Genomic DNA, 22,249 nt, shown 5'->3' on the forward strand with positions numbered 1-22,249 from the left:
TGTTCACTCGGAAATGTGGTTTCGCATTAAATCAACGACTTAGCGCCGGTTCCTGACGAACATATTTCTGCAAATAGACGGTCTCTAAGAGGGTGTAGACGAAATCAACTGGCTGTGGCGAGCCTGGAAAGAAGAATACGCGCCTCGGCAAGCCAGACCCATGCGGTGGAGATAGAGGTCTTGCGGTCGTGGTGCATGACCATGCGGCGCCAGCGTTCGTTCCAGGCGTGAGTGCGTTCAACCACCCATCGCTTGGGCAATACGACGAAGCCAGCCACCGGCCGCGGCCAGAGGGACTGTTGCGGATCGTGCAGCCTCCCGGTCGAGCGATTGCCTGGCCTGCGCACGACTTCGACACGGATGCCGTGGACGTGCTCGATGGCCTGCGCACATTTGCCACCGTAAGCACCGTCCGTGTAGAGCCGCTCGATGGTAGGCGCCTTCGCGCAGGCCTGCCCTACCACCTGTGCGGCACCATCGCGGTCTTGCACGTTGGCCGCAGTCACCGTGACGGCCAACAACAATCCGAGTGTGTCCACCACCAAGTGGCGCTTGCGGCCCTTGACCTTCTTGCCCGCATCGAAGCCACTGTCACCGCCCTGCGGCGAGGAGCGTGTCGACTGGGCATCGATGATTGCCGCGGTCGGCTGCGCATGGCGCCCCATGCGCACACGCCACTGCTGGCGCAGCCGGTGCTGCATCTGCTCGAAGGCGCCGACCTCGACCCAACGCACGGAGGCCTTGTAAACCGCCTGCCATGGTGCAAAGCTCACGGTGGCTCGCTTGACGATCGCGTTGATTCGAGATAGCCAATCGATTGTTGCGTGATGAGAGACTCCGCGCTTGCCTTTGATGCGCAGGAGACCGATCTGCCCCGGCGCGACCGCTTGCCCCGCATCGTCGACGACCGACACCCCATAGGACGCAGTGGGCCAGCCGATGCTCTCCTCGGGCGCAGCGAAGTCAGGGTCACCGGCGATCGGGTGCGCCACGGTCTCGGTCATTCCATACCAGGAGAAAATCTGGACGCCGAGTTGCTGTCGCAGCGAGTCGCTGGACGCTCCGACACCGATGCAGCGAATGCTGTGCTTTGGAATCGGATGACGCGACAAGGCTTTCAGGCAGAACGGGATCAGGGCCGCTCAGGTCGTATCGTGCCGCAATGCCACCTCCCAATAGCGCCGTGCCGAAAACTTGGGCTGGAGGACCATGGTCGCGCCCAGCGGAACGATCACGCCGAAGAGATAGATGAGCGCCGATTCAATGGCCGACGTGCCTCACGCGTGCACGCCTGTCTGGAGGATGTGAGCACCGCATTGGCGCACACACCAGCGATCCCTTTCGAGGGAATTCGCACACGGAGGTGACAGCCTGCATGAAGGTAGATGCAGGAGCCGATCCCATGCAAGGGTGCGCTCACAAGCATTGATGCCGCCCTGTGCGCCGATCACTTCGGCGCTGACGTCGGGGCGCAGGGATCTGTGCTGGAGCGTGAGGATCAAATGCTGTCCTCTTTAATGGACATTTTCTCGAATATTCGACAAAATGTGGCGCATGAAGGACAAAATTAGATTGCCCGTCGAACTGGGGCACGCCATCCAGCGTGCGCGCAAAGAGCGCCGTTTGAAGGCGACCGACATCGCCGCGCGTTCGGGGCGCGCGCGCAACGTGCTCTATCGATTGGAGCGGGGGGAAGACATCACACTCACCTCGCTGTTCGACATCCTGCGCGCCATGGATCTTACGGTCCGCCTGGAGCGGCTGGGCATGCCGACGCAGGAGGAAGTCGCGGCGCGTTTTGGACAGGATGAGGACGATGCTTCCTGAAAAAATCAAGCAGCTCGACGTCGAGATCGCCGACGGGCCGGCCGGTCAGCTGCTCAAGCACTCGATCTACGAGTTCCGGTACCTTGACGGCCGTGCCGATCAGCCCTCGGTCGCGTTGCTGATGCCGCCCACGCGTCCGACGTATCAGGACGGCGATCTCTTCGCTGTGATGGATCAGAACCTGCCCGAGGGCGACCTGTACCTGCGTCTGAGGGCGATGTTCCCCAAACAACAGCTCACCCAGATGCATCTGCTCGCAGTGGTGGGTTCCAACGGCATCGGGCGGCTGGGTTTTCGGCTGCCGGGCGCGCCATCGCGTGCGGCGCCCCGGATCATCGATCGCAAGGCCTTGCTCGGAACCCGCTATACGCCGGAGGTGTTCGACGATCTGGTGCGCGCCTATCTGAGTACGGGCGCTGGCATTGCCGGCATGCAGCCAAAGATCATGGTCCCGGACCGGATCAGCGTACCGGTGCCCACGATCATCGTGAAGGCCGCCGCACCATCCTATCCCGGCCTGTCGGCCAACGAGTTCATGTGCCTCACGGCGGCGGGTCACGCCGGCATCGAGACGCCCTCATTCGATCTTTCGGACGATGGGCATGTACTCCTGGTCGACCGTTTTGACATCGCGGCCGATGGGTCTCGGATCGGTTTCGAGGACATCGCGGCTCTGATGAATCTTCGGGTGCGCGACATCCAATCCGATCGGAAATACCACGGGAGCTACCAGCGCATCGCCGAGCTCATGCAGTATCTCCAACTGCCCAGCAAGAACCTTGAACGATTCTTCGAGCAGGTGGCGTTCAGCATCATGGTGCGCAACGGCGACGGCCACCTCAAGAACTATGGCTTGCTCTACACCTCGAGCGCTGACTGCCGCCTCGCTCCGATGTTCGACGTGGTGACAACCGCGCTCTACCGGTACACCCGCTATGAAGGCGGTCCCGAGCTCGAGGACCGCACACTGGCGCTCAAGCTCTTTGCGGGCAAAGGCCACACGAAAGCCTACCCGACGACCGAGGAGCTGCTGCTGTTCGGCAGCAAGGTATGCGGGGTTGCAAAGCCGCAACTCATCCTCGCGCGCATTGCAGAGGGAATGCACAAGACGCTGGGCCTGGCGACCAGCGACCAGCGAATTCCGAAGGGTCTTCTGGAGAAGATGCGAGACATCTGGGCCGGGGGAATGATTTACGCCAGGACGTAGTAGGTTGCTCCGGGGCACACCTCCATCTCGCCGACGTAGTCGTGCGACTCGGGATAGGGATCGCCAGGTACGGGGCCCGCCCTCGCCCACAGGCTGGGGTTGCAGTGGTCCGACATGCGAACGCTGGAAGCGATCACCCGCTACGACTGGCAGCACTACATTCCGCTGGCCGCAGCCACCGTCACGCCCCGTGACGATGCGAGCCTGTTGGCCGAACTGCGCCAGGAGATTGCCGAGGGGCCCAGCTACAGCTAACAACCCGTGGTAGCCGCCAGCGGTCGCTGTCGAGACGCGCCGAACCCAGTCGTCATGCGGGTCCGATGCTGGATAAGTGCTTGTCTGTGGATCTGCTGGAGATCGGGCCACTGTTTTGGCAATTGGGTGACCTCGATCGCCAGCCAAGTCGCGAGCTTTGGCATGCGAGTCGAGCTTGCTTGAGCTCGTCCGCTTGGCATCGCGGCTCCTCATCGCCGCCTTGCAGAATCCGCGAGCCATGACGAGTGAAGGCGTGTTGCACCTTTTCGGTCACTACATTCGCATTCTAAGTTGTTGATTTATAAATATTTTCATCATATTTATGAATATTTCAAAGTTGCAGTGAAAAGTGACCAGGGTTGCTTCGTTTTTTCACTATAAAAATAGAAATCTTGGGAAAATGATGAAATGCCAGACATCCTCGAGAGCAGCGAGAGCCAGAAGCGGCAGTACATCGACGCGGAGACCGTCTTTACGGAACTTCGACGCTTGAGGCAAGAGGCTGTGCAGTTCCGAGGCGGGATGATGTGGCGCGAGATCTCAGGTCATCGATACCTCATCCGTACTTCAGTCAAGGGCGCGCACAAATCACTGGGCCCTGACAGTGAAGCAACCACCAAGATTTTTCAGGCCTTCTCCCAACGAAAGGCGGCGCTTGCCGAGCGACTGGCATCCATCGAAAAGACATTCGAGGAACAGCGCCGCCTGAATCGGGCGCTGCGCGTCGGGCGCGTCCCGTCGCTCGTTGTTGACATCCTGAACGTCTTGGACAAAGCCGGGTTGTCCGAGCATTTCACAGTGGTCGGTACATACGCGCTGTACGCCTATGAAAGCGCATGTGGCGTGCGATTCGTGCCTCAAGCAATGGCAACGCGCGACATCGACCTTCTGTTTGATACGCGCAAGCATCTGGCCTTCTTTTCGCGTATGAAGGAATCGGAGGTATCGCTGCTGGGTCTCCTTCGCAAGGCCGACAAGTCTTTCGAGCGCCTTGAGGACCAAAAGGAGACTGCGCGCAACGCAACCGGATTCGAGATCGATGTCATTCGTCGTGTCGCCAAGGATGGCGACCCGCATCCACTGCGCATGAGCGACGACGAGGACGACATCTGGGCAGTGCAAGCGTCCACCGGCGAGAGAATCCTGAGTTCACCTCGGTTCAGCCAAATGGTGGTCTCTACGACTGGTGAGATGACGCTCATGAATACGATGCATCCCTTGGATTTCGTGGACGTCAAGCTGGCCCTGGCGAACTACCCGAATCGCGATCCCCTCAAGCGTTCGAAAGACGCGCTGCAGGCAGAGCTTGTAGCAACGCTGGTCCGGGACTACATGCCCCAGTACGCACGCCTAACGTCGGAGAGAGTAGATGAGCCAGAGGAATCGGGAGGGGCCGATATCCCTCACTGAACTAAATATCGCATTCCTTTTTCGCAGCGCACGAAGGCGCACTCGCGCCTTCCCCTCGCGATTGCTCCGGCGACAAGCCAGCGCCCATCACCTGCACGGGCCCGAGCGACGCCCCGCGCGCACGCGGTAGCTGGCAGTGGGGTCTGGACATTGGCATCACGGGCTGGGTGACGGACCGCCAGCGTGGGCAGGCGTTGCGCGACGCCGCTGCGGCCATCCAGCTGAATCGACGGCATCTCTTGCAGCGCGACGTCGTGCAGATCGTGTGAGCCTGCACCGGAAAATAGCCGCCGGATATTCTGTCTTCCGAGCATTGGAGACTGCGCATGACATGTCGCGAGAGAGTACGCCTCATGTCGCCAACGCCCCCGTGCAAACAACGGCTGGATGCCCTTGCGCGCAGAGCTCGTCGGCACTGAAGCTTGGCGAGCCCTACTGATCCGCAACCTCACGCCCCACGCGTCTTGATCAGGCATGATGTGGCACAAGTGTGCTACATTTTCATTCGCCGACAACGTCACGAGGTCAATCGAGTGTCCACAACGACCATCCGCCTTGAAGATGAGCTGAAAGCCCGCATTGCAGCAGCGGCTGCGCGGTCGGGCCGGTCTTCGCATGCGTTCATTCTGGATGCGCTTTCCGACATGGTCGAGCGCAGCGAGTTGGACGAGGAATTGCATCAAATCGCTGACCGGCGCTGGGCGGCGTTGCGGAGCACTGGCGAGTCGGTTGCGTGGGAAGACGCCAAGGCCTATGTCCAGGAACGTGCGGCCGGCAAGAAGCCTCGCCGGCCGTTGGCTCGCAGGCCGGGGCCCTGACGGCTCATGGTCCGTGTCGAACTGGCGCCGGAGGTCCTGGATGACATTGACCGCCTCATTGATCATTTGGAACAACACGAGGTGGTCGATGTGGCGAACCGCGTCGGCGAGATTCTTGAGGCCATTCAGATTCTTTCGCGCAGCCCACTGATTGGCCGCCCCGTCAGGGGCGGAAAGCGCGAATTGGTGATCGGCAAGGGGAACCGCGGGTACGTGGCGCTGTACCGTTACCTCGCTGACATCGAGACGGTCTTCATCTTGGCACTGCGAGCTCAGCGAGAGTCCGGGTTCAAGCACTGATAGACCGCAAGCGGTTCCTGAAACATCGCTCGTCTGTCCCGTGCGATAGCTGGGACTCCCCCCAGAAACCGTCGAGTCCGACGCGGCTCGGTCATGACAGGCAGTCGCTCCCTGCGCAGGAAATATTCGATGACAGGCGATTTTCTGGCTGCTCGGCGAGTTTTCACGCTCAGTCGATGGGATGGCGCGACGCCTCGCATGCTTTGCCGTCTTCAGGCAGGAGGAACGCACACGACGGCCCGTCCCGCTCTATCGGCTGCGCGAATTCGTCGCGCGTTGCGCCCCTCACCACCTTCGGTTTCGTTGCTAGGGCGCTGGCTACCTGCGAGAGCTCGGCGGGCGCGATGTCAGGCGCCGCCGGAACTCCCGCGCCGAACCGGCTCGAGCCCCGGCCAATCAGCTGGTGTGGGGCCTCGCGGCCGACTTGCGGCCCTTTCCTTCTTTCCCCTCCTTCGGCTTCGTCGCAAGAGCGCTGGCCAGCAAGCCGCGCGTCAGTTCATGCGCACGCTCTTCCGCCGTAAGTCGGATTCGAGCTTCGTCGTGCGTCTGTTTGGTCGATCGCATCTCTGCTTGCAACTGCGCAAGCTCGGCCGATTTTGCGGCGAGGTCGGTGCGCCATTGCTCCGCGAGTTTTTCAGCGCCGCGCGTGGCGGCGCGCTCGGTCTCCAGCTTCGATGCGCCCTCCTCCTCGTTGCGGGCGCACAGCTTGTGCTCCTTGGCAAGCTCAGAGATCGCCTGGCGTTCCCGATCAATGTCGCCCAGCAGCCGATGCTCACGTGCCGTGTGCCGCGCCTCGACCTCCTTCAAGGCTTCCTCGCGCGCGGCCATGGCGGCGCGGTGCTCGAGCCGCTGCGCGTCCAGTTGCGCTTGGGCTTGCGCAAGCGACTCCCGCAGACGCCGGATCTCGCCCTGGGTGCTGTCCTGAAGACGGGACGCCTGCGACAACTGTCCCTTCACAGATTCGAGGGCTTGCCGCGAAGAGGCCAGCGCGCTTTCCAGACTGCCGCGGGTGTGTTCGAACGCGACCTCGCGCTGTCGCAGCTGCATTTGCTGATCCTCCAACGCGGCGGCCTTGAGTTCGATTTCGCGGCGCAGCGCCTCGGCCTGCTGGGCCTGTGTCTGGGCCGCCTCCCCGCGTGCAGCTTCCCAGAGCTGATGGGCGGCCTGCAGCAGGGCTGGGGGCATGGCGTTCGCGGCCGAGCTTTGCGCAGGGACGCCGGAGCCGTTACCAAGCCGCTTTCCCAACGTGGCAAACCAGCGCTCGAGCATCGGGCTCACCGTGTTCGGCGACCCCCGGCCGATTTTCTGTCGGACCCGCTCGATGGTGGGGCGCAACCCCTCGGCCAGGAGCTGATCCGCTGCAGTCCACACCTGAGGCTCCTGGATGCCTCTCGAACTTCTGCTATCCATCTGCTGCTCCAGCTTCGATCTCTTGATGTAATAGAACATACATGGCATGTATAAAATAATATGAATTCGATCTGGCGAATCCCTTGATGGGCCGAAGGCAGGCTCAAGAACCACCCTACGCTCGATCCGGCGAAGCTGTCGGAAATGGCGGAAGACGCCGCGCGCGACCTGCTGCGCGAAGGCGAAGCCGCCAACACGTCGGCGGCCTACCGCTGCGCCCTGCGCTACTGGGCCGCATGGTTTGCCGCGCGGAACAGCCAGCCAATGCGCCTGCCCGTACCGGTGCCGGCGATGGTGCAGTTCATCGTCGATCACGTCGAGCGAACGACCCCGACGGGCCTGGTCTCGCAGTTGCCGACTGCCGTGGACCGCCGTTGGCGGACCATGGCTACAAAGGCAAACTAGGTGCTCCTGCCTTCAGCACCGTGGTGCATCGAATCGTGGTGCCGTCCAAGACCCATCAGCTGGCGCACCAGGTCATCCACGAGAGCAGCTATGCCGTCTTGAATTGAGAAGGTAATGTAGATACGTTGGTAGATATATCGCCTGTTTGGAGTCCGTCGTGCACCAATCCACCGCCAAACTTTTTGCCCCCGGAGGCAGCCAGGCCGTGCGCCTGCCGGCCGCATTCCGTTTCGACGGCACCACCGAGGTCTATATCCGACGTGATGACGCTACTGGCGACGTCATCCTGTCCACGCGCGCCCCGGCCGACTGGCGCGCGTTCATGCAAATGCGGAAACAACTGGGCGTAGTTCCTTCGGACTTTCCCGGCGCGCGCGAAGAAACCGAGCAACTGCGCGACCCTTTCGAAGGCTGGAAGGAATGACTCAGTACATGCTCGACACCAACGCGGCGAGCGAAGCAATCCGGTCTTCGATACGCGTCTGCAAGCCTTGGCCCCGGGGCAGTGGTGCATTTCTGCGGTGACCTGTTCCGAATTGAGAACCGGCATCGCCCGGCGGGACGAGGCCGTGCGGCTGCATAGGATCGTGCAGGAGTTCTTGCGCATCGCGCCGGTCCTGCCATGGGATGCGCACGCTGCGCTGCGGCATGGCGATCTGTGCGCCCATCTGAAAACGGGCGGTACACCCATCGGCGATTTCGACGAGATGATCGCGGCCCACGCGCTTTCAGTCGGCGCCATCATCGTCACGGCCAACGCGAAGCATTTCGCGCGTGTGCCTGGCTTGGTGCTCGACAACTGGCTTCGAGCGTCGACCGGGCCCTGAACCCGCGGCGGGCGACCGAGCCTTTGTCCGAACGATCCATGGCCCACGCGCGGGGCCACCAGGGGCTTGTGATTGGCAGTACAGCGCCGTCAAACGCGATCTCTGGCTCAACATCGTTTCCGGCGAAACGGACATCGCGGGCGGCTTCCTGGTGGAGCCTCCACCCTGCCGGTGTACACAGGCGAGATGCAATGGCGCATGTTGGGCGCCTGCGTGCAGGCGTGGAACGATGCCGGCCAGGACGAGGTGGGGGAACTGGTGTGCACCAGGCCCGAATCCTTGATCTCACCGAACGGCGTGAACTTGATCCGGTAGCCGGCTACGACCTTCACTTCGCAGCTACTTCATTACGTCGACATCGCGCGATTCGGGCAACATCCACATCGCCGCCACGCTGATGGCGCACATCGCGACGACATAGTAGGCGGGTGCCAGCGGATTGTGCGTTATGGCAATCAGCCATGTCACGACGAACTGTGTCGTGCCGCCGAACAGCGAAGTGCCGATTGCGTAAACCAATGAAAGGCCCGTGCTTCGCACGGCGATCGGCAGGAGTTCCGGCACCGTCACCAGTCCCGCCGCGCCGAACATGGCCGTGAGTGCAGCCAGGAGCGCAGAAACCGTCAGCAGCGTGGTTGCACTGGGTGCACCAGAGAGCCACATGAACAGCGGAACGATCAACAGCATCAGCACAATGCGTGGAAACTGGTTGGTGATCTTTCTGCCGAAACGGTCGCACAACAGGCCGCCAGCAAGTGCAAACGCAAAGGTCATGACGCCGCCCATCAGCACGCTGCCCTGTGCGAGCGCCGATGGCAGCTTCAGCACCATGACCGCATAGGTGACCATGTAGTTGCCCACTTGCGAAGCCACCGCGGTGGCGGCTGTGAGAAGCACGCCCAGCACCAAGATTCGGCTGTGGTTCTTGAACACGGTGCCGACGATCTGCGTGCTGGTGCGCTCGCTGCTGCCCTCATGGGTCTCGGGAAGACTGCGGCGGATGTACAGCGCGATCGGAATCAGGACCAGGCTGAATAGAAACGGTACACGCCAGCCCCACGACGAAAGCTGCTCCGGCGCGAGCACAAGCGAGAGCGCTACGCCGAACGCCCCGCCTACAGCCACCGCCAGTCCTTGACTCGCGACCTGCCAGCTCGAATAGAAGCCTCGTCGACCGGGTGGCGCCGCTTCCAGCAGCAGCGCGGTCGCCGGACCCACTTCGCCGCCGAGTGCAAGGCCTTGCAGCAATCGGCAGAACACGACGATGATCGGCGCGGCGATGCCGATGCTTGCGTAGCTGGGCGTCGCCGCGAGGCCCAGGGTGCCGACGGTGATCAGTGCGACCGTCAGGATCATGGCCGGCTTGCGTCCCGCCCGGTCGGCAAATGCACCGATCAGTACCCCGCCAAGCGGGCGCGTGAAGAAGCCTACGCCGAACGTGGCCACCGCAACCAGCAGGCTGCCGAACTCGCCGCTCACGGGAAAGAAGGTACGTCCGATATGGACAGCGAAATAGGCGTAGATGACGAAGTCGTAGAACTCGAGTGCGTTGCCCGCGACGGCCGCAGCCACGGCCTTGCGACTGATCGTGGTCTGTTGCGCGGCATGCACGCTGTGCGCGCCCGTGGGGGCCTGGGACGCGGGATTCATGGGGGTCGCGTTCATGGGGTGTTCCGTGGAGTGTTCGTGTTGGAGATCGAAACGGACGCGGCTCAGGCCGGCGTGGCGTGGGGCGCCTCTTCCTGCAAGCCTTCGAGCGCGCGCAAGCAGGCCTGCGCGCCCTGTTGCCACACGGCGAGCTTCCAGTCTGCGGCATCGGGATAGAACGCATCCTTGAGCGCCTGCTTGATGGCCACTGACTGCACCGCATCGGTACTGCCGTGCCTGTGCAGCCAATGCTCCGCGCGCAGCGCACCGGTGACGCGCTCGCTCGCGTAGGTTCCATACTCCAAGCAAATTCCCACGTGCTGCGCGGCGGGGAATTCTTCGGTAAACGCCGCCTGGATCGGTCCGGTCAGCGGAATGCTGGTCGACGTGCCGGCAGTGACTGAGGTCAGCTCGCCCCACCAGCGCTCGCCGCGTGCGAGCACGGCAGGATCCTCGTCGAAGCTCGCGAAGATGCGCTCGCCCACGCCATAGGCTCCGAGCCCGGTGTGGATGTCGATCGAAGCCAGTTGGCGCACCTGCGGCGCATGCTGCTGCAGGATGCGGCGAAAGGTGTCGTTGCTCCAGGTCGGCCCGTTTCCACCGAAGAACATGCCGTCGGCGAAAGCATACTGGCCCAGGCCGATGGCACGTTGCAGGCCACGTGCGCCGTGGCGCTCGCGGTACGCGGCCAGCGCGGACTCGACGTCCACATGCGGCGGCCACTCGGTCGGCAGCAGCAACTCGTGAATTTCTGCGTAGCCTACGTTGACTGGCAGGGGTTTCGAGAAATCGACGAAATTGCGGTTGAGGTCCACGTTCTCCTGCGTGACGCGGCGCGAATGCGAGAACCCGAAGGGGTTGACCGCATGCACATACAGTACTGCCGTGTCTTGCAAGGCGTCCGAACGGGTGCCGGCATCGAGCTGCAGCATGCCGGTCTGGATCGCCGAGCCGCAGAAGCCTTCGACCCCGTGCACCCCGCTGATGACCACGAGCATCTTCGAGGCGTTGGCCGCCCCCTCCCGCACCACGTCGGTGGCCAGCGACTCGCCGTCGACGCCGGGCATCGGCAGCATGTGCGACTCGACCTGGAGGCCGCGCTGCGATGCGGCATTCAGGAATTTCTGGCGTGCTTCAGCGTAGCTGCGGCTGAAGAGCGCGTTGATCCGAGCGTTGTCCATGTGTCTCCGTCAAGTTGTCTGTCTGTCTGTATGGGTCAGGTGAATTGAAGCTGACGCTGCTGCTGCCGCAGCCGGCAGGCATTGCCGAAAGCCTCGAAGATGGCGCGCGCGAAAGCGCTGTCGTCGATGCGCATCTCAGGGTGCCATTGCACGGCCAGCGTGAACTGGGCCACGCTTGCGACGGTGAATGCCTCCACCAGGCCGTCGGGTGCGTTGGCCTCGACGCGCAAGCCGGTGCCCAAGCGATCGATGCCCTGGTGGTGCACCGAGTTCACTCTCTCGCGTGTGCCGCCCGCCAATCGCGCGAGCAGGCTGCCTTCGACGATGTGGAGGTCATGGCTGTCGTCGTACCAGCGTTCGATGGGGCGGTCGTGATCGCCTTCGCGGTGGTCGAGCCGGCCGGTTTGCTCGTGTACGGCAGGCTCCAGCGTGCCGCCCCACGCGACATTCATTTCCTGGAAGCCGCGGCACACGGCTAGCACCGGCACGCCGGCCGAGACCAGCGCCGGCAGCAGCGTCAGGATGGCGGCGTCGCGTTGGTGGTCGAGCAGCATCTCGCGATGCGGCAAGGGCGCGCCGTAGCACGTCGGTGCCACGTTCGACGGGCTGCCCGTGAGAACGATGCCGTCGATCGACGCGATCAGGGTGTCCACATCCAGCCCGTCGGCGAAAGACGGCAGCACCAGGGGAAGCGCGCGAGAAATTGCACTGACCGCGCGAACGTAGCCGTGCAGGGCCGCATGCACCGGGTGGCCGTGCAGTTCGATGCGGTCGGACGAGATGGCGACGACGGGGCGCAGCGCTGCAGAGGGGGGCGGGAGGGGCTTCATGACTCTTGTATGGCTCTTGCGAGGGTTCTTGACGGCAGTCTAGGAACTTGCTTTGATTGCGTAAATTGCATAATTCTCAGCAACTCATTGCATTAATTGCAAATGAAAGGCGACCATGAACATTCGGCAACTCAAGCATTTCCTGGCAGTCATCGACCTCGGCTCACTGAGCGCCGCGGCTGACACGGTCCACCTGAGCCAGCCTGCGTTGTCGCGGAGCCTGCGTGCACTCGAGAGCACCTTGCAGGTGCCGCTGTTCGACCGGCAGGATCGGCGTCTGCGCCCGACGCCATATGCCCTCGCCTATGTCGAGCGAGCGCGGCGAATCGTGTTCGACGAGAACGAAGGGGCCCGTTCGATGGCGCTCATGCGCGACGGCGAGATGGGCTCGCTGGCAGTCGGCATGGGCTCATCGATCGCGAAGTTCCTGCTAGCACCGCTGATGCTGGAGATGCTCAACAAGGCGCCGGGCTTGCGAATGAGCACCATGGTGCAGAGTACCGACATACTCCATGCCGCATTGATGAACGAACAACTCGATTGCTTCATCGGCGACGTACGCATCGCTCGGCACGATCCCGATATGGTGATCGATGCGCTCTACCCGTGCACATTCGGTTGGTTCGCCCGCGCAGGGCACCCACTATCGGCAAAGCGCAACGTCACGATGGCCGATCTCTCTGTCTATCCGCTGATTGCTGCAGGCTACACCGATGAATCGCTCGAGCGCAGGCTGGCGGACCTGTATGACTTGAGTATGCCGATCAGCAAACATTTTTCCCTCAGCACCAGCGACCTGGGCACCGTGCACACTTTGCTGGCATCGAGTGACGCCGTTCTGCCATCGACCGACATCGCAGTGCTCGGTCCCCTGAACGCTGGCGTGGTGGTGCCGATCGATGTGACGCCGCGGCTCGACCTGGATTTGACCCTTGGGATCATCCATCGTGCTGGCCGCACGTTGGTGCCTGCAGCCACGCGGGCATTCGAGTTTGTGCGGGCGAGCTTTGCGAATGTGGCCACCGAGATCTCGCGCCGGCATGTACGCGGACACAGCCTGGATGTCATATCGTCTCGCACGAATGGATCAACCTCGACAAAGGTGTTGAAGCGTTCCGGCGGCAAATGAGGAGGAATCATGCAGCCTCGGCAGAATTAAAGGTCCATTCAAATCGGTGATCAGGATCATCAGATTTGCAGCCGGGTACATGGCGAGATGGAGACTCGAACGCGGTTGGATGGATCGAGTTCACCGCCAAAGGGTGGTGCTGCACCCTAAAGTGCGAACGAAAGCGCCAGTCATCTTGCCAGCGGTAGGAGAAGAGATCGTCGCGCCCTACCCCGTGTTTTCGAACATGAATCCGCTGATCGCCAGGTTTTCAGCGATGCTGGAATCCGACATTTCCTGACGTGGAAGTGCCGGATTGAGCCATGCCTGCACCTGCCGTTCAGCCGCTCGGCCTCATGGCACGCGCAGGCATTGATCCTCAATAGATTCAACAGTCTGGACGCGGCCGAGACCGTGCGCGCGGCACAACTTCGCCCTGAGATCAGGGGCGATCCAGCCTCAATCCAGGTTACGTTGTGACATCAAACCAGGCCGGGGATGAGATCGGTCGAGGCCTCGGAGAAACGGGCCGATTCTTGAAAACGCACCGTGGCCGAGGCCGGCCCCCTCACAGCACCGAACCGTCCGCGACCGACGCGGCCGCGCGCCTTCATGCGCATCGCATCTTCGTCCACGGGTTATCCCTCGTCCTTCATGCTATTTTCATCAATGACAATTGGCTTTCATTAATAGAAATCGGAGACGCACATGAAAACTGGTCTGGGCTGTTCGCGCCGCGAGGCGCTGGGTGCGGGGATGGGTTTGTTCACGGCCGGCCTGCTGCCGGGCATCGCCTCGGCGCAGGGCGTCGCGTCGTGGCCCGACAAGGCCGTGACGGCGGTGGTCGGCGCGCCGCCCGGCGGCCAGACGGACTTCGCGATGCGGGTGCAGACGCCAGGCTTCCAGGCCGCACTGGGCCAGCCTTTCGTGATCGACAACCGCCCGGGTGCCGGCGGCAACATCAGCGTCGACTACGTGCTGAAAGGCCCGACCGACGGCTACCGCCTGCTCGTGGGCAACGGGGGCAACATGACTCTCAACCCGCACACCTACCGCAACACGCCGATGGTCGATCCGCGCACGCTGGTGCCGATCGGCTTGCTGCTGCAGTCGTCGCTGGTGCTCGCAGTGCACCCGAGCGTGAGTGCGAAGAACTTCAACGAGCTGGTCGCCTGGGTCAAGGCGCAGGACAAGACGCAGGGCGGCGTCGACTACGCCTCCTCCGGGCCGGGCAGCCTCACGCAGGCCGCCATGGAGCTGCTGCGCGAGCGCATGGGCAAGCCGAAGATGAACCACATCGCCTACAAGGGCAGCGCGCCCGCGATGCAGGACCTGATCGCCGGGCGTGTGACCCTGATGTTCGACGCGGTGTCGGTCATCGCGCCCTTCATCAAGTCGGGGCAGCTGCGGGCGCTGATGGTCACTGGCGACAAGCGCGTGCCCGCAGTGGCTGACGTTCCGACCGCGGCCGAACTCGGCGTGAAGGACTTCGTCGTCACCTCCTTCATTGGCCTGTACGGCCCGCCCGGCCTGTCGCCCGAAATCGTCCGCAAGGCCAACGCCGCGCTGAACAAGTCGATGGCCGATCCCGCCACCGCCAAGACGATCACCGACCGCGGCGACGAGCCCGGCGGCGGCACGCCGGAGCGCCTGATGGCCATGACCCGCGACTACTACAAGACGTGGGGTGAAGTGGTGAAGGCCAACGATATCCGGGCAGACTGAGCGCATGTCCTGTTCCTTTTTCACCTTCCGAAACTCACACACCTTCAGGAGAACCGCGCCATGAGCCCCGCCCCCGGAGTCAAGTCCGACCAGCCGGCGCAGTACTCGGCCCCCGCCGTCGACAAGGCGCTGGACGTCATCGAGTTGCTGGCCTCGCAACCTGACGGCCTCGCGCTGGCGGATATCGCGAGCCAGCTCGAGCGCACGATGAGCGAGATCTACCGCGTGGCCATCGCGCTGGTCGCGCGGGGCGTGATTGCGCGTGAGACCACCACCGAGCGCTACTTCCTGACCGGCAAGCTGTTCGAACTCTCGCACCGTTTCCCGCCGATCGAGCGCCTGCTGGGCGTGGCCACGCCGCTGATGCGCGCTCTGGCCGACCGCATGGAGCAGTCGTGCCACCTCGCGGTGCTCGACCGCGAGGCCGTGCTGATCGTCGCGAGCGCCGAGAGCCCGCTGCCCATGAACTACCGCGTGCGGGTCGGCGCGCGATTTCCGGCGCTGGAAACCAGCTCCGGCGTGGTGCTCGTCGCTCACCAGCCGCGCGCGCAATGGGACAGCTGGGTCCAGGCCGTGCCGACGCTTCCCAGCGGGCAGCTGCTGCAGCGGCTCGAATCCGCACTCACCCGTGCCGCAGAAGAACTCACGAGCCCGATCGTGCAGGGCGTGACCAACATGAGCTTCGCCGTGCGCGACCACCGCGGCACGGCCGTTGCCGCGTTGACGGTGCCGTTCCTGAGCCAGGTCGGCATGCACATGGGCCTGGCCGATGTGCGCCCGATGGCGCAGCGCACGGCCGACGAACTGTCCGCCTTCCTGGGCTTTACGCCATCCGACGAACAGGACCGCCACGCATGACCTCTTCGTCACGACAGATCGCGCTCAAGGGACTGACCTGGGACCACCCGCGCGGCTACGACCCACTGGTGGCCTGCGCGAACCGCTACGCGGAACTGAACGGCCACGTGCGCATCGAGTGGCGCAAGCGTTCGTTGCACGACTTCGGGGCCTACCCCATCGAGACATTGGCCAGTGACTTCGACCTGCTGGTGATCGACCACCCCTTCATGGGGCAGGCCGAGCGCACCGGCTGCTTTCGCGACCTGCGCGAGCTGATTGACGGCCCCACGCTGTCGCGGCTGACGGCGCAGGGCGTCGGTCCCTCGGGCAACACCTATGTGTGGCGCGACAAGGTGTTCGCGCTCCCCACGGATGCCGCGGCCCATGTCGCGAGCTACCGCGAGGACCTGCTGGCCGCGCTTTCGCTGGACGAACCGCGGCGCTGGTCCGACGTGGTGCAGGTGGCCGAACGCGCCCGTGCCAACGGCCAGACGCTCGGGTGGGCCGGTACGCCGACCGACGCCGCCTGCACCTTCCTGACACTGGCGGCCAACCTCGGGCATCCCGTGGGTGGGACCGACGGCGAGTTCCTGCCGGCGCGCGCCACCGAACAGGTGATGTCGCACCTGCAGTGGATCGTGCAGCATGCGCAACCGTCCTGCCTGGACGACAACCCGATCCGCGTGTATGAGGCGATGACGGCCTCGGACCGCATGGTCTATTGCCCCGCGGCCTTCGGCTATTCCAACTATGCGCGGGAAGAGCGTGCACCCTGGTTGCGCTTCGCGCCGCTGGCCGGCCCGGGCGCCGAGCCGCAACGCGGCGCCCTGCTCGGTGGCGCCGGCATGGCGGTCTCCAGCCACAGCGCGCATGCCCACGAGGCTGCCGCGTTCGCGGCCTGGCTGCACAGCGCCGAGGTGCAAAGCGGCCTCTATGTCGAGGCTGGCGGCCAGCCCGGCAACGTGACGGCCTGGCGCGACCCCGCCGTCAACGGCCTGACCCGCGACTTCTTCGCCGCCACGCTGCCCACACTCGAAGCGGCCTGGGTGCGCCCGCGATTTGCGGGCTTCGTTCCCTTCGTGGAAGCCGCCGGCGTCGAGATCAACCGCTGCCTGCGCGGTCAGACGGACCTGCGCACGCTGCAGCACACGCTGAGCGCGCTGCACGCCGACGCCTGGGCGGCCCGCGACATGGTGCCATCGCCCCTTTCAACGGAACACGCCCCATGAACAACGACACTTTCGTCACCTTGGAAATCCGCGGCCACGCTGCGTTGGTCCGCTTCAACCGGCCCGAGCAACTGAACGCGATGAACAGCCGGATGATCGCGCAGCTGTGCGACGCGCTCGTGGCGGCCGACGCCGAAGCGGGCGTCAAGGTGATCGTGCTCGGCGGGCACGGCTCCTCCTTCATGGCCGGTGCTGACATCAAGGAGTACGCCGCGCTGACCGAAGACACCTTCGCCGACTTCCAGCGCCGCGGCGCCCGTGTCTATGCGCTGATCGAACAATCGCCGAAACTCGTGGTTGCGGCCGTCAACGGCTATGCACTGGGCGGTGGCTTCGAGATCGCGCTGGCCAGCGACCTCATCGTGGCCCACGCCGAAGCCAAGCTCGGGCTGCCCGAGATTCGCCTGGGCCTGCTGCCGGGCGGTGGCGGCACGCAGCGGCTGATGCGCAAGCTGCCAGCCAACCGGGCGCTCGAACTGCTGGTGACCGGCGCCGCGCGCACCGCCGAGCAGTGGCACGACTGGGGCGTGGTGAACGTGGTGTCCGAGGGCGACGCCGTCGAGGCAGCCATCGGCTGGTGCCAGCGCTTCGCCGAGGCCTCGCCCGAAGCCCTGGCCCACGCCAAGCGCCTCACGCGCGCCGCGCGCGACCTGCCCTTCGCCGACGGCCTGGCCCAGGAATACGAAGCGCTGCGCGAACTGCACCGCACCCCTTATGCCAAGGCGCGCATCGACGAGTTCGCGCGCCGCGGCAGCTGACCCCCACATTCCCACGGAGTCTCCGATGAGCCAAGCACTCGACGACATCACCATTCTCGATTTCAGCCACCTTCTGCAAGGGCCCTTTGCCACCATGCTGCTGGCCGACATGGGCGCCCATGTCATCAAGGTCGAACGGCCCGAGTCGGGCGAGATGTTCCGCCAGCTGACCTTCAACAACCGCTGGCTGGGCGGCACCGAAAGCCCGAACTTCGTGGCCTGGAACCGCAACAAGAAATCCATCGCCGTCGACCTGAAGGCGCCGCAGGCGCGTGAGCTCATCCACGAGATCATCTCGAAGGTCGACGTGGTGGTACAGAACTTCCGTCCCGGCGTGCTGGAGCGGCTGGGCTACGGCTACGAGGCGCTGAGCGCCATCAACCCGCGGCTCATCTACTGCTCGGGTTCGGGCTACGGCGAATCGGGCCCGTACGTGGACCGGCCGGGCCAGGATTTGCTGATCCAGGGTCTCACTGGCCTGGCCGCCGCCACGGGCCGCGGGGACGGTCCGCCGGTGCCGGTGGGCGCGGGCTTCGCCGACCAGGTGGGCGCGATGAACATGGTGTACGGCATCCTCACCGCGCTGCACTGGCGCCACCGCACTGGGCTGGGTCAGGAGGTGAAGGTCAACCTGCTGGCCGGGCTGCTGGCGCACCAGGCGCAGGAGCTGATGAGCGTGCTCAATCTCGGCGAGAACTTCGAGCGCCCGCGCTCTGGTATCGCCCACCCCGGCATGGACGCGCCCTTCGGCATCTACGAGACGGCCGACGGCTACATCACCGTGGCCATGAGCCCGTTCGCCACGCTCATCAAGATCCTCCAGGCCCCCGAACTCGCGCGCTTCGACGACCCGAAGCGTCTGTTCGAGAGCCGCGACGAGATCCACCAGTTGTTGTCGGAGCGCACCCGCCAGTGGAAGCGCGCGGAGCTGCTCTCGGCACTGCTTGCCGCGGGCATCTGGTGCGGCGAGATCAAGACGCACCTCGAGGTCGAGAACGACCCGCAGGTGCAGCACATGGGGATGATCACCAGTTACGACCACCCAGCCATCGGTCGCGTCAAGGCCGTGGCCCCCGCCGTGGCACTGAGCAAGACCCCAGCGAGCATCCGGACCCCCTCGCCCGCCGTCGGCCAGCACACGACGGAAGTGCTCGAAAGCCTTGGGGTCAGCCAGGACACCATCCACGCGCTGCTTGCCGGCAAGGTGATCGCGCAGGGCAACGTCGACGGCAAGGGCACCGCCCGGCCCGCGGCGGTGACAAGATAGTCGTTGGGCCGATCAGTACTTCATTCTGTGCACCTTGGCGGCAGTGACTCCGCTTCTGTGCAAAGCAGATCATGATCGCGACGTTTAGCGAAGAGCGCGCGACATCCACCATTGCTGATTCAGCGTCAGCGCTCTTGCATTGCCATCGTCACCTCTTCTCAGATGGAAACGCGACATTCAATCTCCCTGTCAGCCGATTGCGTCCACGCCCGCTCAAGTGTCTTCAAAGATTCCGAGCATGCGTGCGCGATCGACAACATGTTTACGCGAGCCGGCCCCTAGCTTGCTGAACAGATTCTTCATGTGCCATTTGGTCGTCTCGTTGCCGATATCGAGTGTCGTCGCAATTTGCTTGTTGGACATGCGCCGAGCGAGCAGTTGCAAAACCTCCCTTTCCTTTGGTGTCAGGAGGCTGGTCGGAAGGACGCGTGAGGCACTGGAATCCTTGGTTCGCGTATTGGCAATCACTGGCGCGGCGAAGGTATCGACGGCGTGACGGACTATCAACGTGGGCTGCGCGGTCACCTGCTGGGCTGTCGGAGTTGCGTCCAAACGGGTATCCAGTGCGATGCGCCTGAGGCCGCGAGCCCTTGCCAAGCTTGATCCTTCGGCCAGCAAAGCACTGTCGTCCTTGTACATCCGACGGAGTATCAACGCCTGCAGCAACGTGATCTCGATCTCGTCCCGACCACGTCGCAGGTGTGCAGCCAGCAAAGCGGCAGGCGCAAGGAATTTCAAAGCGTCGTCGTATTTTCCTTGACCGATCGCAGCATAGGCATGAGCCACGCTCAACTGCAGCTTGCACAGCGATCCCCACAGCCCCGATTCGGATATCAAATCCATCGGGCATATCGCTTCCAGCCGCTTGGCCAGGTTGTAGCAGGTGCGTGCGTGCGCGCCTTGCGCGTGCATGCGGATTTGTTCGGCGAGGCTGGCCACGCACGCTCGCTTCAACCCACGTGTCTCGCCGACTGCGTACAGTTGATGCAGTAGGTCGAAGGCCCTTCCTTCTTGACCTTCCCAACTGGCGATGCGCGCAGCCGTTACATAACCCATGCACATAGGGTCTACCGCCATGCTTCGCTCCACGACGTCCAGCCGATTCGCCAACACAACAGCCGCCTCAGCCGGCGCATCACAGTCCCACAGCACCGCAGCCAATGCCGTGGCCAGCATTGTCGCGGGGTGACTTCGCCTGCCGATCTCCGTGTCCGCCCTTGTACTTGCGGCGCGAAGCGCCTCTCGGGCAAGATCCGCCTGGCCTTCCCACCAATAGCTCAGACCGATTTCCCATTCAATCAGGCCGACCATGGAGTCCATATCTCCTCGAAGACCGTGTATGCGAGCTGTGTGCGCATGATGTTGCCGCAGCATATCAGGCCGCCCTTTGTAGAGGTAGGAAAGAGCCGTCCGATGGAGCATTGGCACGCGCTTGTACTTTTCGTTCTGCGTCATCGCGCGCCAAGTGAAATGAATCTCCGCTGCATTGTCGAGATGGTCGGCATGGTATTCGGCCGCCGACATGATTCCAGCAGCCTCAAGACGCCATCGTTCTGGCGTTGCCTTGTCTTGGAGCAATGGGTCCACCAACGTCGCGGCATCACGGTGGCGATTCGCCGAGACCAGCGCCCAGGCTGCACCGAGCCTCATTCGGGGGCGACGCTCGATCTCGGCGATCGGCAGGCGCTCGATCCATTCCAATACCGTCGCAAAGTGACCACTTCCAATCATCTGGTGCAGGCAACGTTCGGTCAGATCGTAAGCCCATTGCGGCTGATCGGTTGCGAACGCGTGACGCACCGCGGCTTCGTGCATCCCATGATCAGCTAGCCAGGAGGCTGCCCGCAAGTGAAGATTGCGTCGCACTTCGTCAGGCCATGCTTGCACTCGTGTGCGGAGGAATTCCCTTGCCAATGGATGCATGCGCGACCAGTCCCCATTGGGCACATCGAGGAAGATCGGCGTGGCTGCACGCAGCCGTTCAAGCATCGCCTCAGCGTTCGGGTCGGCGGTCAATGCAAAGCACAACGCGGGGCTGATCATGTCAGCGATCGAAATTCGCTCCAAAAATTCCAAGAGCGCTGGAGGCAATTGCCCGGTCAGAGACTCCAGGAAATAGAGATCGATGCTGCCATGAGAGGTCACCAACCTCGCAACCGCGTCGCGTACGTTTGCATTCCCATCGATACCCGAGATCGCCAACTGGAGTCCCAGTGGCCACCCCTCACTCAGTTCGTGCAGGCGTGCACATGTGTCCATATCGATCCGACGGCCAAACCGCGCACGCAACACCGCGATAGTTTCCTCCAGCCGCAAGCGGAGCATCTCGGTATTGACCTCCGCATATTGCCCGCGAGCGCGCATGCCTGACACCGGCAGTGCAAGCCGGCGGCGAGCAGCCATGACCACTGTCAGGTTGGCGGGTGCGTTGTGTACCAGATATGCGAGAGCGCCCTGCACCGTGGCGTCCGGTAGGGTATGCGCATCATCGAGCACGAGCACGATCTCCGCTGCTGCTTGTGCCACCAGGGACAACCAGTCCGTCAAGCGCTCCATGCTGCTTTGTATGCCTGCGGCGCTGCGCGTGAAATCCGATGCAGTACCGCCAGTCGCTAGCTGCATGGCGACACTGATGCCTTGTGCGAACCGCGTAGCGTCATCGCCCTCGTCAAGCATCAGCCAAGCCACAACAGCACCCCGGCGTAACCATTCACGACGCCATTGCTGTAGCAGAGAGGTCTTCCCGAAGCCGCCGGAGGCTTGGAGAACGATAAGACTTCGGCCATTCAACTCGATGGAGTCCGAGTGCAGCTGCTCACGAGTGAGCATGTACTTCGCCGTCCGCGGTGCGGTAGCTTTCAGCAGGAGTTCCGAATCGATAGGATTCATTTCCCATGAGGGCACGGCGAGAAGACGGCACTCGCGCCTTCAAAACGGCCCCAGCAATTGTTAGGCGATTGTCAGAATCATACGACGATGTGCCAGCGCATGAGTCATGCCTCCACTCGTCGCAAGTCCTACGGCGTCATCGAGAGCGCAGTAAGAGCATGGCCGCCTGAGTCCGCCCTGCTTTCCTTGCCACTTTTGAGCTGTCGAAATGGTATCGCTCGAACTTTGTGGACGATGGATCGCCCGCAGTTTTGTGGCGACGCCGGGAGTTATGGAACATCTCGAGGGGCTCGTTGCGCTGGCCGTGATCGCCGAA

At 63.3% G+C, this 22,249-nt stretch carries 22 protein-coding genes and 2 pseudogenes; 16 read left to right on the forward strand and 8 right to left on the reverse strand.

Annotated features, from left to right (window positions below):
• Positions 1–104: 104 nt before the first annotated feature.
• Both AC57B8_RS08070 and AC57B8_RS08075 read right to left on the reverse strand, forming a co-directional pair.
• Positions 105–767 (reverse strand): annotated as a pseudogene (locus AC57B8_RS08070) (IS5 family transposase); the annotation flags it as partial.
• 87 nt (positions 768–854) lie between these two features.
• Positions 855–1,112 (reverse strand): annotated as a pseudogene (locus AC57B8_RS08075) (AMP-binding protein); the annotation flags it as partial.
• Between the two features lie 273 nt (positions 1,113–1,385).
• Between AC57B8_RS08075 and AC57B8_RS08080 the strand changes: the two are divergent.
• The 7 genes from AC57B8_RS08080 to AC57B8_RS08110 all read left to right on the forward strand — a co-directional run bounded on the left by AC57B8_RS08080 (position 1,386) and on the right by AC57B8_RS08110 (position 5,817).
• Positions 1,386–1,571: a hypothetical protein gene (locus AC57B8_RS08080; protein ID WP_496479214.1), complete on the forward strand. Its 186-nt coding sequence runs from the start codon at positions 1,386–1,388 to the stop codon at positions 1,569–1,571.
• Entirely contained in the window at positions 1,555–1,827 is a 273-nt protein-coding gene (locus tag AC57B8_RS08085) for a helix-turn-helix domain-containing protein (RefSeq protein ID WP_496479215.1), read from the forward strand. The genes AC57B8_RS08080 and AC57B8_RS08085 overlap by 17 nt, the downstream gene beginning before the upstream one ends.
• A complete protein-coding gene (locus AC57B8_RS08090) occupies positions 1,817–3,034 on the forward strand; it encodes a type II toxin-antitoxin system HipA family toxin (protein WP_496479216.1) in 1,218 nt (405 codons plus the stop codon). The genes AC57B8_RS08085 and AC57B8_RS08090 overlap by 11 nt, the downstream gene beginning before the upstream one ends.
• Positions 3,035–3,148: 114 nt before the next feature.
• Positions 3,149–3,289 (forward strand): hypothetical protein, encoded by a 141-nt coding sequence (locus tag AC57B8_RS08095; RefSeq protein ID WP_496479217.1) that lies wholly within the window; start codon positions 3,149–3,151, stop codon positions 3,287–3,289.
• A gap of 408 nt (positions 3,290–3,697) precedes the next feature.
• A complete protein-coding gene (locus tag AC57B8_RS08100; RefSeq protein ID WP_496479218.1) occupies positions 3,698–4,699 on the forward strand; it encodes a GSU2403 family nucleotidyltransferase fold protein in 1,002 nt (333 codons plus the stop codon).
• A gap of 533 nt (positions 4,700–5,232) precedes the next feature.
• A complete protein-coding gene (locus AC57B8_RS08105) occupies positions 5,233–5,517 on the forward strand; it encodes a ribbon-helix-helix protein, CopG family (protein ID WP_496479219.1) in 285 nt (94 codons plus the stop codon).
• Positions 5,518–5,523: 6 nt separating this feature from the next.
• Entirely contained in the window at positions 5,524–5,817 is a 294-nt protein-coding gene (locus AC57B8_RS08110) for a type II toxin-antitoxin system RelE/ParE family toxin (RefSeq protein WP_496479220.1), read from the forward strand.
• A gap of 396 nt (positions 5,818–6,213) precedes the next feature.
• Here AC57B8_RS08110 and AC57B8_RS08115 read toward each other — a convergent pair whose 3' ends face one another.
• Positions 6,214–7,266, reverse strand: a complete 1,053-nt coding sequence (locus AC57B8_RS08115) for a DNA-binding protein (protein WP_496479221.1) — start codon at positions 7,264–7,266, stop codon at positions 6,214–6,216.
• A 105-nt stretch (positions 7,267–7,371) separates the two neighbouring features.
• Between AC57B8_RS08115 and AC57B8_RS08120 the strand changes: the two genes are divergently transcribed.
• The 3 genes from AC57B8_RS08120 to AC57B8_RS08130 all read left to right on the forward strand — a co-directional run bounded on the left by AC57B8_RS08120 (position 7,372) and on the right by AC57B8_RS08130 (position 8,459).
• A complete protein-coding gene (locus AC57B8_RS08120) occupies positions 7,372–7,632 on the forward strand; it encodes a hypothetical protein (RefSeq protein WP_496479222.1) in 261 nt (86 codons plus the stop codon).
• Between the two features lie 157 nt (positions 7,633–7,789).
• On the forward strand, positions 7,790–8,056 hold the full coding sequence (locus AC57B8_RS08125) for an antitoxin (RefSeq protein ID WP_496479223.1): 267 nt from the start codon (positions 7,790–7,792) through the stop codon (positions 8,054–8,056).
• 97 nt (positions 8,057–8,153) lie between these two features.
• Positions 8,154–8,459, forward strand: coding sequence for a type II toxin-antitoxin system VapC family toxin (locus AC57B8_RS08130; protein ID WP_496479224.1), 306 nt, complete (start codon positions 8,154–8,156; stop codon positions 8,457–8,459).
• A gap of 339 nt (positions 8,460–8,798) precedes the next feature.
• Here the strand turns inward: AC57B8_RS08130 and AC57B8_RS08135 are convergent, their stop codons facing one another.
• From AC57B8_RS08135 to AC57B8_RS08145, 3 genes are read right to left on the reverse strand one after another with little or no spacing between them, the layout of a single operon-like run.
• On the reverse strand, positions 8,799–10,124 hold the full coding sequence (locus AC57B8_RS08135) for an MFS transporter (RefSeq protein WP_496479225.1): 1,326 nt from the start codon (positions 10,122–10,124) through the stop codon (positions 8,799–8,801).
• Between the two features lie 47 nt (positions 10,125–10,171).
• Entirely contained in the window at positions 10,172–11,287 is a 1,116-nt protein-coding gene (locus AC57B8_RS08140; protein ID WP_496479226.1) for a M14 family metallopeptidase, read from the reverse strand.
• A 35-nt stretch (positions 11,288–11,322) separates the two neighbouring features.
• Complete coding sequence (locus tag AC57B8_RS08145; protein ID WP_496479227.1) at positions 11,323–12,117, reverse strand: gamma-glutamyl-gamma-aminobutyrate hydrolase family protein; 795 nt, start codon at positions 12,115–12,117, stop codon at positions 11,323–11,325.
• Positions 12,118–12,232: 115 nt separating this feature from the next.
• Here AC57B8_RS08145 and AC57B8_RS08150 point away from each other — a divergent pair, with 115 nt between their 5' ends.
• Entirely contained in the window at positions 12,233–13,246 is a 1,014-nt protein-coding gene (locus tag AC57B8_RS08150; protein ID WP_496479228.1) for a LysR family transcriptional regulator, read from the forward strand.
• A 461-nt stretch (positions 13,247–13,707) separates the two neighbouring features.
• Here the strand turns inward: AC57B8_RS08150 and AC57B8_RS08155 are convergent, their stop codons facing one another.
• On the reverse strand, positions 13,708–13,860 hold the full coding sequence (locus AC57B8_RS08155) for a hypothetical protein (RefSeq protein WP_496479229.1): 153 nt from the start codon (positions 13,858–13,860) through the stop codon (positions 13,708–13,710).
• Positions 13,861–13,933: 73 nt separating this feature from the next.
• Between AC57B8_RS08155 and AC57B8_RS08160 the strand changes: the two genes are divergently transcribed.
• The 5 genes from AC57B8_RS08160 to AC57B8_RS08180 are packed head-to-tail and all read left to right on the forward strand — an operon-like array spanning position 13,934 to position 19,044.
• The gene (locus AC57B8_RS08160) at positions 13,934–14,950 is read left to right on the forward strand and encodes a Bug family tripartite tricarboxylate transporter substrate binding protein (protein WP_496479230.1); all 1,017 of its coding nucleotides are present in this window, start codon (positions 13,934–13,936) and stop codon (positions 14,948–14,950) included.
• Positions 14,951–15,010: 60 nt separating this feature from the next.
• Positions 15,011–15,808, forward strand: a complete 798-nt coding sequence (locus AC57B8_RS08165; RefSeq protein WP_496479231.1) for an IclR family transcriptional regulator — start codon at positions 15,011–15,013, stop codon at positions 15,806–15,808.
• Positions 15,805–17,019: an extracellular solute-binding protein gene (locus tag AC57B8_RS08170; protein ID WP_496479232.1), complete on the forward strand. Its 1,215-nt coding sequence runs from the start codon at positions 15,805–15,807 to the stop codon at positions 17,017–17,019. Before AC57B8_RS08165 ends, AC57B8_RS08170 begins: the two co-directional genes overlap by 4 nt.
• The gene (locus AC57B8_RS08175; RefSeq protein WP_496479233.1) at positions 17,016–17,777 is read left to right on the forward strand and encodes an enoyl-CoA hydratase/isomerase family protein; all 762 of its coding nucleotides are present in this window, start codon (positions 17,016–17,018) and stop codon (positions 17,775–17,777) included. Before AC57B8_RS08170 ends, AC57B8_RS08175 begins: the two co-directional genes overlap by 4 nt.
• 25 nt (positions 17,778–17,802) lie before the next feature.
• The gene (locus AC57B8_RS08180; RefSeq protein WP_496479234.1) at positions 17,803–19,044 is read left to right on the forward strand and encodes a CaiB/BaiF CoA transferase family protein; all 1,242 of its coding nucleotides are present in this window, start codon (positions 17,803–17,805) and stop codon (positions 19,042–19,044) included.
• A gap of 213 nt (positions 19,045–19,257) precedes the next feature.
• On the opposite strand, the gene AC57B8_RS08185 is transcribed toward AC57B8_RS08180, so the two are convergent.
• Positions 19,258–21,933 carry a winged helix-turn-helix domain-containing protein gene (locus tag AC57B8_RS08185; protein ID WP_496479235.1) on the reverse strand — a complete coding sequence of 892 codons (2,676 nt, stop codon included), beginning with the start codon at positions 21,931–21,933 and terminating at the stop codon, positions 19,258–19,260.
• Positions 21,934–22,249 lie beyond the last annotated feature (316 nt).

It is taken from the genome of Variovorax sp. BGA-UO-ETr-C22 (assembly GCF_059567965.1).

Coding starts and splice junctions, on each gene's coding strand:
- AC57B8_RS08175 (WP_496479233.1), top strand. CDS start 17,016: ATGAACAACGACACTTTCGTCACCTTGGAAATCCGCGGCCACGCTGCG.
- AC57B8_RS08110 (WP_496479220.1), top strand. CDS start 5,524: ATGGTCCGTGTCGAACTGGCGCCGGAGGTCCTGGATGACATTGACCGC.
- AC57B8_RS08095 (WP_496479217.1), top strand. CDS start 3,149: ATGCGAACGCTGGAAGCGATCACCCGCTACGACTGGCAGCACTACATT.
- AC57B8_RS08090 (WP_496479216.1), top strand. CDS start 1,817: ATGCTTCCTGAAAAAATCAAGCAGCTCGACGTCGAGATCGCCGACGGG.
- AC57B8_RS08145 (WP_496479227.1), bottom strand. CDS start 12,117: ATGAAGCCCCTCCCGCCCCCCTCTGCAGCGCTGCGCCCCGTCGTCGCC.
- AC57B8_RS08100 (WP_496479218.1), top strand. CDS start 3,698: ATGCCAGACATCCTCGAGAGCAGCGAGAGCCAGAAGCGGCAGTACATC.
- AC57B8_RS08150 (WP_496479228.1), top strand. CDS start 12,233: ATGAACATTCGGCAACTCAAGCATTTCCTGGCAGTCATCGACCTCGGC.
- AC57B8_RS08080 (WP_496479214.1), top strand. CDS start 1,386: ATGCAGGAGCCGATCCCATGCAAGGGTGCGCTCACAAGCATTGATGCC.
- AC57B8_RS08135 (WP_496479225.1), bottom strand. CDS start 10,124: ATGAACGCGACCCCCATGAATCCCGCGTCCCAGGCCCCCACGGGCGCG.
- AC57B8_RS08085 (WP_496479215.1), top strand. CDS start 1,555: ATGAAGGACAAAATTAGATTGCCCGTCGAACTGGGGCACGCCATCCAG.
- AC57B8_RS08160 (WP_496479230.1), top strand. CDS start 13,934: ATGAAAACTGGTCTGGGCTGTTCGCGCCGCGAGGCGCTGGGTGCGGGG.
- AC57B8_RS08185 (WP_496479235.1), bottom strand. CDS start 21,933: ATGAATCCTATCGATTCGGAACTCCTGCTGAAAGCTACCGCACCGCGG.
- AC57B8_RS08165 (WP_496479231.1), top strand. CDS start 15,011: ATGAGCCCCGCCCCCGGAGTCAAGTCCGACCAGCCGGCGCAGTACTCG.
- AC57B8_RS08115 (WP_496479221.1), bottom strand. CDS start 7,266: ATGTTCTATTACATCAAGAGATCGAAGCTGGAGCAGCAGATGGATAGC.
- AC57B8_RS08140 (WP_496479226.1), bottom strand. CDS start 11,287: ATGGACAACGCTCGGATCAACGCGCTCTTCAGCCGCAGCTACGCTGAA.
- AC57B8_RS08170 (WP_496479232.1), top strand. CDS start 15,805: ATGACCTCTTCGTCACGACAGATCGCGCTCAAGGGACTGACCTGGGAC.
- AC57B8_RS08120 (WP_496479222.1), top strand. CDS start 7,372: ATGGCGGAAGACGCCGCGCGCGACCTGCTGCGCGAAGGCGAAGCCGCC.
- AC57B8_RS08180 (WP_496479234.1), top strand. CDS start 17,803: ATGAGCCAAGCACTCGACGACATCACCATTCTCGATTTCAGCCACCTT.